At 57.4% G+C, this 14,428-nt stretch carries 13 protein-coding genes; 6 read left to right on the top strand and 7 right to left on the bottom strand.

The window, feature by feature from the left end:
- Positions 1–45 precede the first annotated feature (45 nt).
- On the top strand, positions 46–957 hold the full coding sequence (locus tag ACXAC3_RS09975) for a LysR family transcriptional regulator (protein WP_475159349.1): 912 nt from the start codon (positions 46–48) through the stop codon (positions 955–957).
- Between the two features lie 2 nt (positions 958–959).
- On the opposite strand, the gene ACXAC3_RS09970 is transcribed toward ACXAC3_RS09975, so the two are convergent.
- A complete protein-coding gene (locus tag ACXAC3_RS09970) occupies positions 960–2,495 on the bottom strand; it encodes a M81 family metallopeptidase (protein WP_475159348.1) in 1,536 nt (511 codons plus the stop codon).
- Between the two features lie 47 nt (positions 2,496–2,542).
- On the opposite strand from ACXAC3_RS09970, the gene ACXAC3_RS09965 reads away from it, so the two are divergent.
- Complete coding sequence (locus ACXAC3_RS09965) at positions 2,543–3,505, top strand: M14 family metallopeptidase (protein ID WP_475159346.1); 963 nt, start codon at positions 2,543–2,545, stop codon at positions 3,503–3,505.
- A gap of 770 nt (positions 3,506–4,275) precedes the next feature.
- Positions 4,276–6,621 carry a S8 family serine peptidase gene (locus tag ACXAC3_RS09960; RefSeq protein WP_475159344.1) on the top strand — a complete coding sequence of 782 codons (2,346 nt, stop codon included), beginning with the start codon at positions 4,276–4,278 and terminating at the stop codon, positions 6,619–6,621.
- Between the two features lie 69 nt (positions 6,622–6,690).
- Here the strand turns inward: ACXAC3_RS09960 and ACXAC3_RS09955 are convergent, their stop codons facing one another.
- On the bottom strand, positions 6,691–7,140 hold the full coding sequence (locus tag ACXAC3_RS09955) for a hypothetical protein (protein ID WP_475159342.1): 450 nt from the start codon (positions 7,138–7,140) through the stop codon (positions 6,691–6,693).
- Between the two features lie 301 nt (positions 7,141–7,441).
- Between ACXAC3_RS09955 and ACXAC3_RS09950 the strand changes: the two genes are divergently transcribed.
- Positions 7,442–7,807 carry a VOC family protein gene (locus ACXAC3_RS09950; RefSeq protein WP_475159340.1) on the top strand — a complete coding sequence of 122 codons (366 nt, stop codon included), beginning with the start codon at positions 7,442–7,444 and terminating at the stop codon, positions 7,805–7,807.
- Between the two features lie 224 nt (positions 7,808–8,031).
- The gene (locus ACXAC3_RS09945) at positions 8,032–8,784 is read left to right on the top strand and encodes a VOC family protein (RefSeq protein WP_475159338.1); all 753 of its coding nucleotides are present in this window, start codon (positions 8,032–8,034) and stop codon (positions 8,782–8,784) included.
- A gap of 92 nt (positions 8,785–8,876) precedes the next feature.
- On the opposite strand, the gene ACXAC3_RS09940 is transcribed toward ACXAC3_RS09945, so the two are convergent.
- The 5 genes from ACXAC3_RS09940 to ACXAC3_RS09920 form a co-directional block, all read right to left on the bottom strand.
- On the bottom strand, positions 8,877–9,080 hold the full coding sequence (locus ACXAC3_RS09940) for a dodecin family protein (RefSeq protein WP_475159336.1): 204 nt from the start codon (positions 9,078–9,080) through the stop codon (positions 8,877–8,879).
- 416 nt (positions 9,081–9,496) lie between these two features.
- Complete coding sequence (locus ACXAC3_RS09935) at positions 9,497–10,717, bottom strand: ATP-grasp domain-containing protein (protein WP_475159335.1); 1,221 nt, start codon at positions 10,715–10,717, stop codon at positions 9,497–9,499.
- 14 nt (positions 10,718–10,731) lie between these two features.
- Positions 10,732–11,463 carry an esterase family protein gene (locus ACXAC3_RS09930; RefSeq protein ID WP_475159332.1) on the bottom strand — a complete coding sequence of 244 codons (732 nt, stop codon included), beginning with the start codon at positions 11,461–11,463 and terminating at the stop codon, positions 10,732–10,734.
- Positions 11,444–12,703, bottom strand: a complete 1,260-nt coding sequence (locus tag ACXAC3_RS09925; RefSeq protein WP_475159329.1) for an ATP-grasp domain-containing protein — start codon at positions 12,701–12,703, stop codon at positions 11,444–11,446. Before ACXAC3_RS09925 ends, ACXAC3_RS09930 begins: the two co-directional genes overlap by 20 nt.
- Before the next feature lie 49 nt (positions 12,704–12,752).
- On the bottom strand, positions 12,753–13,913 hold the full coding sequence (locus tag ACXAC3_RS09920) for an alpha/beta hydrolase (RefSeq protein WP_475159327.1): 1,161 nt from the start codon (positions 13,911–13,913) through the stop codon (positions 12,753–12,755).
- Between ACXAC3_RS09920 and ACXAC3_RS09915 the strand changes: the two genes are divergently transcribed.
- Positions 13,912–14,160, top strand: a complete 249-nt coding sequence (locus ACXAC3_RS09915; RefSeq protein WP_475159325.1) for a hypothetical protein — start codon at positions 13,912–13,914, stop codon at positions 14,158–14,160. The two genes, ACXAC3_RS09920 and ACXAC3_RS09915, sit on opposite strands and share 2 nt — an antisense overlap.
- Positions 14,161–14,428 lie beyond the last annotated feature (268 nt).

The raw sequence follows: 14,428 nt of genomic DNA, 5'->3' as shown, positions 1-14,428 counted from the left end.
CGACGGATGGTTTTTGTTTCCCGGCGACACGAGGATGGGCGCAACATGACAGAGCATCGACACCGATTGCGCGAGTTTGAATCGCTGCGGGCGCTGGTCACCACCGGCACCACCATCGGCGCGGCCCGCAGGCTGGGCGTGTCCCAATCGGCCGTAAGCCGGTCTCTGTCACAGCTTGAGGCGCGGGTCGGTCGTTCGCTGTTCATCCGGAAATCCGGGCGTATCGAACCCACGCATGAGGCGCTCCGGCTCAACGAAAAGCTTGATCCGATTTTCGAGACGCTGGCGCAGATCGAAGGCGCGGATTGGGCGGCACCGGAAGACGAGCCGCTTCGCCTGATCGTACCACCAACTCTGGCGCATCACTTCATTATCAAACGTGTAGCGAGCTTTCTTAAGGCCAATCCGGGCCGGCGGTTACAGCTTGATATTCAGTCGACGGATGTTCTGGTCTCGGGCATTCTGGATTTGCGGTACGACCTTGGCCTGACAAGCGGCATGATCCAACGATCCGGTGTGCAACTTGTCCCGTGGCGACGCAGCAAAGCGGTGTGTGCGATGCCGGTCGGCCATGCCTTGTGCGAAAAGAAGGTCGTGACGCCCGAAGACCTTGAAGGCGTGGAACTCGTCGAATTCCTGAGACGGCTCGGCACACGGGCCACTACCGAGCAGATTTTTGCGCGGGCAGGCATTCAACCCCGGAAAGTTGCGGAAACAGCGACAAACATGGCCGCGCTTGAGCTTGTTCGCGAAGGGCTGGGCGTTGCAATCGTGAACCCGTTCCCTCTGCTGACAACAGGGTTGGAAGGGATTGAGGTGCGCCCCTTCGACGCCGCGATCTCATATGCGACGAGCTTTGTTCTTCCTTCCGGCTTGCCACCGTCCCAGTTGGCACGGCAATTCATGAACTTCGTCAAACTTACGACACCTCAAGACAAATACTCCGAGCCTGTCTGATGCTAAATCTTCCCGGGCCAGACTGTATCCTCATCCATCGGATAGTTCGGTCTCGGCAAATATGCGAAGGGCCATCGATCATGCACAGGGCTCGTCAGACCAGCCGTATCGACCTCAAAGACCTGGGCCGGAGAAAACCAGTGCGAGAAGCCCGCCCGAAAGTGACCCCGGGATTTGACCACCACCGTTCGGGCGGCTTCGACGTCCAATCCGAACATATGAAAAAAGACCGGATCAGCGGTTTGCGTCCGATCCGTGATCACGACCACCGTAGTACCGCCGATCCGCAAAGCCGCAGATGGCCCCAGAGCCAGTCTTCGCCCGGCGGTCATCCCTCGCTCTCCGACAACATCACCGTCATGAAGTGCTATGACTTCTGCCTCGACGTCCAGCGGCCGATCCCACTGCGCCCCGGGCCTTTCCGGATCGCGCGACCGATTGAAGCGCGCTGTGAACACACCCCCGACCCCGATGGAATGCGCGTCCTTTGCAAGCTCAGGGTCACAGAAGGAACCGACAATGCAATCTTCAACACCGGCTTCGTGCAAAGCCGCGAGGAGTTCGGTCGTTCGGCCGCTTCCGCCGCCGCCCGGGTTGTCTCCGGCGTCCGAAAAGATCACCGCATCGCGGTCATCCCCGGACGCTATCGTCACGGCCTCTTCGACGGAGGTCAGTTGCCGGACGAAATCATTTCGCATCGACCAGGCCATCTGGGCCAGTTCTGCCGCCAGTTCCCGGGCTATCCGGCCATCTTCCCGCGCGGTCACAACGACACTCAGCCCATTGTCAGGCGTATCAGAGAAAAGAAAATTCCCGAAGATCGACACATTGAGGATCTGTCCGCCATTCTCGGCCTGCCTGCGCTGGCCGTGGTCGATCAGCGTTCCGTAAGGATGCTCTGCGCTCAACAGCGTTACAGAGGCCGGAACAAGCGGAAGTTTCACATGCGCCACCTTGGGACGAACACCGGAAGCCAGGACGCGCCGGATCGAAAACGCGGCCTCCTCGCCGCGTTCGACCTGGTCGACATGCGGGTTCGTCCGGTATCCCACGATCAGGTCACACGCGTCGACCATGCGCTGAGAGATGTTTGCATGCAGATCAAGCGACGAGACGATCAGTGCGTCCGGCCCGACGACGTCGCGGATTCGCGACATCAGCAATCCGTCCGGGTCGGGGTCGTGCGCGGCAACCATTGCGCCGTGGTTGCAAACAAAGACCGCGTCCACTGGCTCAGCTGCCCGCAACATCTCTTCCGATGTGCGGATAACCTCTTCTATGACCGTTTCCCGAACCGGACCTGCCGGATGACTGGCCGCCAGCATGCAGGGCACAGGCGTCCAGTCGCCTGTTGCGTCCATCGCACGAACAAAAGCCGCGAACTCGGTCGCCAGTTTTGGCGTTTTCGATCTGGCCTCTGCCATCAGGGCTTCGCCCGTCAGCCAGGTCAGGGATGTAAAATCCTCCAGCTCAGCAGGTGGGGCGAAGCGATTGGATTCGAGAATTGCGCCAAGAAGGGCGACCCTGGGCGTTGTCATGATATCGCCTTTACCAGTCCAGACTTCGATTGAGGAAACACGAAGACATGCGCCAGATCAACATTCCGAATGACTACCCGGTTGAGCTTTCGACGCTCGACATCGAGCCTTATGCCAAAGGCAACACAGGCATTCCCTTTGTCTGGCGGTTTGAGAGTGGCCGCCCCGGACCCAATGTGATGGTCAGCGCGCTGGTGCACGGCAACGAACCCTGCGGCGCGATAGCTCTGGACTGGCTCTTTCAGAACGACATAAAACCTATGGCCGGGTCGATAACGCTTGCGTTCATGAACGTGGAAGCCTACCGCGCCTTCCGCCCTGAGGACCCGAACAGAAGCCGCTGGATCGATGAGGACCTCAATCGTGTGTGGGACAAAGACGTTCTCGAAGGGGACAGGATGAGTACAGAGCTTGAGCGCGCCCGCGCGGTTCGGCCTGCACTCTCCGACATAGACTACCTGCTGGATATCCACAGCATGCAACACCTCGCCCCGCCCCTGATGATGTCAGGCCGGCACGTCAAAGGAAAGGACCTGGCCGTGCGGGTTGGGGTACCCGAATTTGTCGTCGGCGACGCCGGACACGCGGCGGGCCGACGAATGCGCGATTATGGCGCCTTTGACGATGTGCAGTCTGATAAGTCGGCGGTACTGATCGAGTGCGGACAACACTGGGAAGCCGCTTCGGGCGAACTTGCGATCGAAGCGACGGCTCGGTTTCTTGCAGCGACCGGAGTAATTTCGCCGGACCACCTTGAGCGCTTTCAGGAGCCTGCTCCTCAGAAGCTCTTTACCGTTGTCGAAGCCGTGACAATCGAGAGCGATGGGTTCTCTTTCGAAAAGCCGTTTACTGGCGGCGAAGTCTTGGAAAAGGCCGGAACATTGGTTGGTCATGATGGCGATCGCCCGGTCCTTACGCCAGCCGACAACACGATGCTGGTCATGCCATCCAAGCGCCTCTGGAAAGGTCAGACAGCTGTCAGGTTCGCTGTGCCGGATGGTCAGCTTTGAAGGTGGTGCGTGGCAATAAACATCAATCTCAAGTTAACCATTTTTTAGGGAATCGAGCCTTCGCCGGTCCTAATCCGGGCGTTCTCCGGCGAATCCTTTGGATCGCCAGTTTCACTAAGCAATAGCAGATACTCTTTGTCATTCCGAAGCCAACGGCCACGCTCCAGAACGACATCTCAACGCTGCAAGGCTATTTCAACGTCTCTAGAATGCTCAATGTGTCGCGGTTAACCAGTGTGTAAACACTTAGAGTTCCACGAAGTTCCTGAAATACCGGCAGTCTGCGAGTGGCTCTGCTGCGTGTCAACAAATTCTGAAAGTTCGCCTCCCGATGGAAATACGTAACTTCTTGGCGACTTTGAGTGCAGATCAGGCCCCATGGTATATTGCGCTACTAGCCGGGACAAAAGCTCGTCCTGAATTTTGGGAAACCGCCACTATAGACGTTAAACCATTGGGCGGAAACAACATCGGGCCATACCAGTTTTCCAGAAATTGCGACGCCCGGCTGCCTTGAAAACTCGGGCAACTCATGGTAGTATTTCGCCTCATAAAATCCCGAAGTAATTTTTATTAAGGTGCGGAAATACGGACCGGAAATCGGGTGCGTCTGCGCCCGCTTTTTTTGGTAATTTTTAATTTTATCAAGTATTTATCTTGCGCTGGTGAGATTATAGACGCGTAGCGTTCATTGACGGGCTGTAATTGCTTCGGAACAAATAATTGTTTCAGTCCCGCCCCTCGCCAGCATTTATTCTTCGGAGTATATTATGGCGAAAAGTTCCAAACCCAAATCCCGACCTGTAAGCGACTATGACACAATAAGCTTTGAGGTCATTCCAAAATCAGCCAACAAACCATCGCTTCTTGATGCGAAGAAGATTACGGCGACAAACGTCCGCCAGTATTTCGCGGACCGCGCCGCCATCGACGAGGCCTGTCGCCGCCTTCAAAACGCCGACCTCGACGTCACGCGGGTCGGCAATACATCGATCACGGTTCAGGCTCGCCCGGACCGTGTCGCAAGTGTGTTCGATGTCAAACTGGCCGCCCGGGACGTCAACGTTTTTGACAGGTTTGACGGGCTTGATGTGACAACCCCGTCTTTCTTCGTCGCCGGCAAAGCAGAAGAGAAGATTCTGCGCGCCGGCGGAGATTTGAGTGACGTCGTCGAAGCGGCGGTGCTGCCGACACCGCATGAGTTCATGCAATCCCCCCTGCCCCCCAGCGTCGGCTATCATCATCTGGATGTCCCGGCGGATGTGAACCTGTTCCTCAATACGGACAAGGCCCACAATCTGGGCTTCAGCGGCAAAGGTGTCCGTGTGGCCATGGTGGATACCGGTTTCTTCCGCCACCCGTTTTACATAGCGCGCGGATATCAGGTGGATCAGGCGGTTCTGTCGCCTGACAGCCTGGGAACGAACCCGTTGGATGATCTGAACGGGCACGGCACATCAGAACTTGCGAACGCCTGTGCTGGGGCTCCGAATGCGCGGTTCATGCCGGTGAAAACCAATCTGGGAAACGCGACGGCCGCCTTTGCGACCGCCGTGGATTTGCATCCGAATATCATTACGAACAGTTGGGGGCGCAGCCTGCCTACGCCGCCCTTCAACGGCCTGCCTGCCGACGAACTGCCGCTTGCGGCCGCAATCGCCGAGGCGGTGTCGCGCGGCATCATCGTCTGCTTCTCGGCGGGCAACGGGCATATCGGCTGGCCCGCGATGCACGAGGACGTCATCGCCGTCGGCGGCGTTTTCGCGCATCCCGATGGCACACTTGAAGCGTCGGATTACGCCAGCAGCTTCACGACGCCGATTTTCCCGGGCCGGCAAGTGCCGGACGTGTGCGGACTGGTCGGAATGCAGCCCCGCGGAATTTACATCATGTTGCCGCTACAACCCGGAAGTTCCATCGACCAGGGTCTTGCAGGCGGAGCGTTCCCGAATGGCGACGAAACAGGCAACAACGATGGCTGGGCCTGCATCAGCGGCACGTCGGCCTCATGTCCGCAGGCTGCGGGTATCGCGGCAATGATGCTGGAATGCTGCCCTGACCTGAAACCAAGCGAGGTTAAAAGCATCCTTGCAAGTACAGGGCGGGACGTAACACAGGGCGCGACCAACCCAGCTGCCAATCAACCGCCTGGCCCGCATAACGCAACGGTAGGCCCGGACCTGGCCACCGGCGGCGGCTTGATCGATGCGACGGCAGCTATTGTCGCAACCATGGCGCGCTGCGATGACAAGTGCGGCTGCAAGGACAAGGAAGACAAAGAAGAGGAAGTGCTGGAACGCCTTGACTACAAGGTCAAGTTCGTCTGCGGCTGCGCCAAGCAAGGTGTGGTCGCCACCGGGCGGTACTTCACGGCAATTAACATCATGAACCCTGGCAACGAGGCTATTCGGTTCCGCAAACGGGTCTCAGTTGCCTTGCCGAACGAAAAACCCGGCCATGTCAGTAAGACATCCGTTCTGCGCCTTGGGCCGAACGAAGCGCTGGAAATCGACTGCGCGGATGTGATGGAGGCGGTCGGCCTTCCCGAATGCTGCTTCCTGAAGGGTTTCGTGACGCTGCAATCCCGCGCGCCGCTGGACGTGGTTGCTGTCTACACCGCTGCCGGTGCGGACGAGCAGGTGGAAACGCTGCATATCGACACGATCGAGCCGTCCCGGATAACGCGCAAGAAGAAGAAACCGCCAGAGCGGCCGCCTGAGACGCCTCCGGGTGAAGATCCGGGCAAGAAGCTGCCCGATCTGGTTCCGGTGCCGCCGTTTCCGCCCGGGCCACCCTTCTTCCCGTCCAACTTCTGCGAAACGCCGCAGCAACTGGCCATCATTGTCCGAAACCTCGGGCCGGGTGCAGCCGGGGCGACGACAACGCGCGTCGAATTCTCGAACGTTGGCGGGGCCGTGGACGTGCCCACCCCACCGCTCGCACCTGCTGGCCAGCCAGGGTCGGAAACGCAAATCTCGGTTCCGATACCGGGACGTTGTTACAATCCCGAAAGCTGCGAATTCCGGATCACGGTGAACGCGGTGCCTGCGGATGGTGTGGTGGAACTGGACAGTTCCAACAATTCGGCAAACAGCAACTGTGTCGTTCTACTTTGAGCCCGACCTGTGCACTGGAAAGCCCTTCGGGGCTTTCCTCAACGACGCTATCGCCCTAGGCGGCTGGCATCAGGGGAAGGTTTCATGCCGCGTCGGAAACTCAATTCGATCTATGTAGGGGGCGAGGTCCGGTGGGACAACGGCTGCGGGCCCGACGTTGACAACCTGCCCATCCTGGGTGACCTCCAGATGAACGCCAAACACCTCTTCAAACCTGTCCTGATTTGCGTTGAGTGTCAGCGCCAGCGGCCCGCCGGGGTAGACTTCGAACCCCAGCGCCCGCAGTTCTTCACCGGCTCGGGAAGTGGACGCATCCTGTTCAGCGGACAAAACGGCGAGTGCGGACACGACTTCCATATCAATACCCTCCTGAACGGTGACGGTTGAAAAAGACCTGAACTGCCACGGTGAACTTGAGAGATCATAGGTTTCAAGCGCTACGAATTCCGGATCCGTTTCGATCAGGATATCACGCGGGACAATCAGGTTCACGACCATGAACAGGGCGACGCAGTGCATTTGCTTGCCTAGATCAGCCTCTGAAACAGATTTGGTTGCAATGGGTGGCTTGTCAAGAATGCCCGCAACTACTGGGCCCGTTTCTTCCGATGTTCTGGTGTGAACATCGCACCGAAACGGGTTCTCCGGTACGGCGCTGTCTCGTGGCCTATTTCGATGCAACGTTCGTGCCGGATGACTTCTACCCAGCTTCTCTCGACCCGGATGGCAACCCGATTCAGTGACCTAAAAGTGGACAGATCCAGACCCATCAGTTCCAATGGGTTTTGTGATCTGGCGATAAATTCTGCGAGGACTCAAAATGGAAAAAGTGCTTGGCTTTGGCGGTTTCTTTTTCAGGGCAGAGAACCCGTCTGCTCTGGCTGATTGGTATTTCAAACATCTCGGGATAAACCCGGTTCCCGGCGACTACGAAACTCCTTGTTGGAAGCAGGAAGCCGGCGAGACAGTCTTCGCACCATTCGAGAAAATTACCGAGTATTTCGGGAACAGTGAGAAAACGTTCATGTTGAATTTCCGTGTCCGTGACCTCGACAAGATCGTCGCGCAATTGGAGGCCGCGAACATCGAAGTACGGCCTGACCCGGACTCTCCCTATCCCAATGGCAGGTTCGCATGGCTGAATGACCCTGAAGGCAATCCTATCGAACTTTGGGAGCCAGCATAACACGCTGATTTATAAGTTTTCTGCAAAAGAGGGGCTGTTTGGCGCCTCTTCAACCACGTCGTCCGTATGCTGATCAGTGGACTGTTCGCGGCTCTTTCCATCCGTGTTCAACGGCTGTTTCGGCCCCAAAGCGTTGTTTCAAGATGTTCTGGCCGCATTGACTCAAATCAACGAAGAAAACGGCCGCTAACCGATACCTTGCCTTCATCCTGAGAGGCAATGCAATGAATTCAAGCAAGACGGGTAGGATCGTGTGGCATGACTTGTTCACAGCCGATGCAAGTTGGTCCCGACGCTTCTACGAACGGATCGCGGCCTGGAGTTATGTGGTTGAGCACGCGACGGACTTTGCTTGGGGCGGAGGCGAGAGAGATTACATTCTTGGCATTTTAGCTGATGAGGCAGGTGCCGGTTTCGTGGAACTCAGTGAAGCGCAAATAAGCGGCTGGGTTCCGTATGTCGAAGTCGCAGATGTAGATAGGGTCGCAGATAAGTGTGCGAAGCTTCACGGGACGGTTGTGAAGCCTCCGTTTGAGGTTCCCGGCGTCGGCCGCAACTGCCTATTGCGCGATCCCAACGGGGCCCTTTTCGGCATATGCCTTTCCAGACACGCATTTCCGGTACCAACAAAACAATTCGGACCGGAGGTGTATCTAACGGGAAGCCACGGGTTTCCGGCCGCATTCTATTTTGAATTATTCGATTGGCATAGTCAGACTGAGGACCATCGTGATGATGGAAACCACACCATCATGCGAGCGGATCGCAAAATCGGTTGGCATCATTCAGAAACAGTGGACCTTCAAAGGCCGTTGTGGGTTCCCTCCATTCGCGTTGGAAACTTGCCCGCTGCGCTGGATTGTGTGCGAAATTTGGAGGGCGACGTTGTTATTCCCGGCACTCGCGAACCTGAAGACCAAGAAATGGCGCTGATCCGCGACCCAAACGGAACTTACGCCTATCTCATTTGCGGGTAAAGCAACAAGGCCGGTCGATACCGTTGGGTTACTGAGAACCATGGCCCGGAATTGGGCATTGCACTGTCAGATATTCCAACGCCGGATGTGGTTCAGTCCTCAAGAACAAAGGTTACTTTTAGGATCACGCGGTATTCAGATATCTTTCCGTCGCTAACAGTAACCTTGTGGTCCTGAACCCAGGCACCGGTAACATTCTTTAACGTCTTTGCGGCCCGCTCGACCCCTGTTTCGACAGCATCATCAAATGACTTCGAAGACGACGATATGATCTCGGTTACGCGTGCAACTGACATAGCTTTCCTCCCATTGAGTTCGCCCAGGAAAGGGCAGTTGGTCTTTGTGCGATCACTGCGATCCCGGTGCAATTCGGTGCTAAAGGTCTGTGATAGCTGGCAATCGGCAAAGGGACCAACAAACAAGTTTATTGCCTGCCGCCTCATCCGCGGTCGGCATCGCTCAACACTCTAACTTTGGTCTGCGTCATCACAGAGGCGTCGAAAGAACTCTATCACCTCTCGCCGACAGCACGAACCAACGGAAGGATACCACAACGGGTGAAAACCTGCCAAAACGAATAGCAAGGTCGGTACGGGTGGAAGCGCCAGCCATGAAATCTGGCCATACGGCAAGAAGCGATCATCTTCGAAAACTATCCGCTCCGACATCATTTACTTGAGAATACCGTATTCCCGCAGTCCGACATTTGTGCTCAGTCCGCGTGAACGCCAATCTTTTCACCGATTTCGTCAAGAATGCCCCGCAAGATGTCGTAATCCGGGTGTCTGACCCGCATCCAGGCATTCGCCATGTAGCCCGCCTCGACGCCTTGCGTCGGTGTGCCCGGTTCAGGGAAATGCTGACCGACGACCAGTGACCCGTATTTGCCGAATATCTCCTCTGTCCCGCTATATCCCGAAATATGCCCGTCCCGGTCAGGTCGCAGCGCGATGATGCCACAGGAATAGCGTCGGGATGGGGGGCGGTCGGTTTTGCGATGGCAGACCGCCAGCGCCCATTCGCGATAGATGTCGAACTCATTGCCATGACAATAGCTGTCCCATTGCCCAACGCCTGGCGGACGGCAACCGATCTCGGAAAATTTCAGGCCCTTGGGACCAAAAAGCCATTCCATATGCGTAGGTGCGGTTGTGATGCCGAGCGCTGCGTTTACCTTGCGCCCCATCTCACGCAGTTCGGCATAGGCAGGTTCGTCCATCCGGTTGGTCGCCACGATCTGCGGCGAGATCCAGCGCGTGCGCATCGCGTCCAGCACGTTGGGATAATAATGGCTGATGAAATCAAAATGAATGTCGCCATTGACGGTCAGAGTGTCATAAAACCCTTCATGTCCGACGACAAATTCCTCGATGGCAACGTCCGCCCCATCAAGAAGACCGCATTGGCGCGCGGCCTGGTGCAGTTCTTTCAGATTGCCGACCCGATAGGTTCCGGCGGCACCGGCGGCGTCGCGCGGCTTCAGGATGATTGGAAACCCATGCTGCCGCGCGAAGTCATGCGCCTCATCCAGGCTGGTTACCCCACCCGAGGCTGCCGTGGGCACCCCTGCCTTTCGCAATACTTCCTTCATCGCCACCTTGTCGCGGCACAGATACGTGGTACGGGCTGAAACTCCGGGGATATGGCACCGCTCGCGCACATGGGCCGTGGGCAGTTGATGCGCTTCGATCGTTGCCTCCAACCGGTCGATCCAGACCCGGGATTGCGCGTCGCGCACCGCCCATTCCAGCGCGCCTTCGTTGGTGACCAACTCGATCTGCTGGTAGTGGGTGAGCCAGTGTTTCACCTCGTCATCCAGCCAGTCCAAGGGACGTTCCCCGACGCCGTAGACATTGGCACCAATGGCATGCAGGGCCCGCACGAATTCCCGCTGATTGGCAGGGAAGGACGGTTCAACGAAGATGATATTCATGCCACGCCTCTTTCTCAGGGAACCATGTCGTCCAGATATTGCGGCAGCATCCGGCGCCATGTCGGCCAGTCATGGTCATATTCCGCGCCCCAGGGATCGACGCGGTTCGGCACGCCCTTGGCACCCAGAACATCCGCCATCCGCCAGCTTTCGCCCGGGCTTTCCCATCTTCCCTGTCCAAAGGGCAGCACCACAAATCGGCGGCGCAAGATGTCCAGCGCGGGGCCATCGAGGTTCGGCAGGAAACTGAGCGGTGAGGCGAAATAGTGATCCTCGTTGCCCTGAAACTTCATGAGCCCCTCAAGATCGTAAGTGCCGCTCATACCCAGCGCCGCCCTGAACAGATGCGGATACCGGCAGGTCACGGCCACGGCGTTGAACGCTCCGATTGAGGCTCCGGCGGCAACCACTTCGATATCGGGTACCTGGCAATCGGAACGGATCGCCGGCACAACTTCGGCTGCTACATATTCATGAAACTGGTTCAGCATCCAGCAGCGGTGTTCGACCGAACCCGCACCCGAAGCCAGCGCAGCACCGGCGACGCTATCGCAGGAATAGACCTTGATACGGCCGGCCGCGATCAACGGTTCCAGCACTTTGATTACATGCATCCGCTCAATTTCCTCGGCATCGCCGCCCGCCGTGGGAAATAGCAGAACGGGCTGGCCGAAATGTCCCCAGCGCACCAGGCTGATGTCGCAGTGCAGGCGGTCCGAGCGCCACCTAGAAACCGTCTTTGTCACCGTGCTGACCTTCCTGTTCGCGCCACAGCTGAATGCGGTTCCAGAATTCCTCGGTGAATTCGTCGATCTCGTGGTCCGGGAACAGCGCCGTCACCTTTTGCCGGATCGCGTCGCGCAGGGTGTCAGAGCCGAAGAAGTCATAGGCCAGCTCGTCCAGATGCTTGAGCTGGTTCTTGCAGAAGCGGCGGAATTTCTCGGTGGTGAAGCGCTTGTTGGCGATGGCGGCATATTCGGTCAGCTTTTCCGCGGGGCTGCGGTCGCTGTCGGCGATCTTGAGGAACGGCGCCCAATCCATGTTCTTGTGCATCGCCCGGTCGGTCGCGGCGCAATAAAGCGACCAGCGCAGGTTGGCCTTGATCAGCCAGGGCCAGTGGTAATGCACGGCCGTCACCTGGCTGTCCGGGCAGGCATTGGCAAAATCAATCGGATGCCATGTAGTACCCTGGCGCAACGCCTCGCACGAGTTGAAATCCCAGCCGAAGAACGCGTTGATCGTCAGTGTGATGTCCCTGAGCGTCTGCTGGTCCTCGGCGCTGAGGAAATCGATGTCCATCCGGTAGCGGTCATGCAGTGGGGCACCGGGATCGTAGTTCACGTGGCGCACCTGCGGGCCGAGACCGATGTTGCGCACGAAGAAATCATGCGGCAGCACTGCCTTTTGCAGGTTCATGAGTTCGGTGCCGCTGGCGTCGTAAGCACGGTGCAGATCGGCGGCATTGTCGATCTTGCTGACACCCTTCCAACCGCCGCCGTGATAGGGCTTCATGAAGAACGGGTAACCGATCTGGTCACCGATCTGGTCAAGGTCGAACATACGCGCGTATTTGCGCAGCGTCGGCTCCAGATCCTCAGACGGATCATAAGCCTTGGGCGGCAGCATCCAGGTCTCGGGCACCGCCAACCCCAGCCGCAGCATGGCCGCGTAAGAGGTATGTTTTTCGTTCGACTGGATGGACCACGGGTTGTTGTAGACGTAGAGATCGTCCACCACGACCGCTTTCTTGATCCATTCGCGGCTGACTGAATACCAGTGTGTCAGACGGTCGATCACCACATCGTATTTCACCGGCTGGTGTAGGCTGAAGGGTTCTATGCTGACCCGTTCGACAGCGAAACTGTAGCTGTTCTTGCCAACCTTGATCCCATCTTTGGTCAACGCCTCAAATAGCGCTTCATAGGCAATGGGCCAGCAGATGTCCGCGCCAAGAGACAGGCCAATGTGTTTCGTGCCGGTTGCCATAGGTCGTCCCTCCTCCGATCAAAGGCGCACCGCAGCGGCGCGGATCATGTCAGTTTGTGTCGTCTCTCCTCAGAACCCAGAGCAACGCATCGCGCATCTGGTCCCGCCAGTTGTGCCAATGGTGACCATCCCAGGAACTCTGGAACAAGACATCTGTCCCCCGATCCATGAGCAGCTCGGCCAATGCACGGTTGTCCGATGCCAGTCCTTCAAGCTCGCCGGTCGAGACATATGCCTTGGTGTCGACAAGCCCTGGCGCTCTTTTTAGCATATCAACCAGTCGCGCGGTACGAAGAAAAACCGGATGCGGCCGGGACCGCAGTTTTTGATGGTCGAATACAAAAGAGCCAGACTTCAGAACCAGGCCACCAAAGACGCCCGGATAGCGATAGGCCGTGCTGAGCGAGGCCACCGCGCCCAGACTGGCCCCCAGCAGAACACGGTCTTTGAAATTCCCCGATATCGCATAGCTGGCTTCGATGACGGGCAGGAGTTCTTTGACGACATAGCGGGCGTGCCGCCGCCCGCGCGCGTATTCCCCGATCCGGTTATTCGTCTGGATCATGACCGCAACAAGGGGCGGTATGGCACCTTGGTCGATCAGGTTGTCGAGAATGATGGTCAGGTTGGCAAAGTTGTCGTAATCGCCGCCGTCATGCACGATGATCAAGGGATAGGACCCGCCGGCATCATAGGCGGAAGGAAGATAGACCTTATCGGTTCTGGAATGGCCGAAAACCGCACTCTGGACAGTCAGATCCTCAACTCGCCCACGGGGTGCGCCGCGATCAATGCTCCATCCGGGCCGGGCATAGCCATGCGTCATGGCAACGGAGTTTTCTCCAAATGGATCACTCGCGCGGTTCGGGTTGCCAGGATCGAGAATCCAAACCTCACCATCTGAACGCACGATGTTCAACTTGTATTCAAACCGTCCGCCATCCTGTACCTGAACACGCAATTGCCAAAGGTCGCTGCCCCCTACCCGCGACAGTGCCAGACGATCGACCCCGGCGTGTATCCAGCGCACCATCTCCACCCTCTCAGCCTCGCCGAACCAGAGAAATGTCAGCGCTCCGGGTTCCACCAGAGGCGTGCCAATACCAGCAAGCGCCTCATGATACGCCGTCGCCGAAATATCGCCGGCTGCAAGAAAATTCGCCAGATCCTGATGAAGCGGACCTACTGGTGCGTATTCGGTTGGGAACATGATGGGTTTTCTGGGAGTGTTCATCCTCTTTCCGTCTGCCTCGTTTATGCATTATTCCGTGACGCCGCGTCAGCGTTCATTTATCAATCATGCCCAAGCTCAGGAGTTTTCAGCAAGGGTTTACCAAACGTCAGGTATGAGGCGATGTGCCCTCGGCTTCCATATGAAAAATGGAGAGACCATTCAAATTCATTGGCGTGGGGAAAACGTTCATCCAATCAAGCGCGAAATTAGCGAATTTCAGTGACGCAAGTTTTCAATGTATCCAGAGTCCGCAGTGAGAAGCATCCGCACAAACCATTGTCACGTAAGAGCCCGCGCAACCGTAAAGTAAAATCCGGGTGATATTCGAATTGGGGCTGCAGCATGTCGGTGCGGGTCGCAATACGCCCTGGGAGGGCTTTGTCCACTTGGGGTCCGTGTTTTACCAGCTAGGTCAGCGAATTGCCTAGGTAAGTTACAGCGAGGGTGTGAGTTCGCCTTTGCTGATCTTGCGTGCAACTTCGATCCTGTCG

It is taken from the genome of Ruegeria sp. ABV4_181, assembly GCF_056158465.1.
Note: the sequence above shows the minus strand (reverse complement) of the source record. Positions and strands in the feature narration are given on the sequence as shown.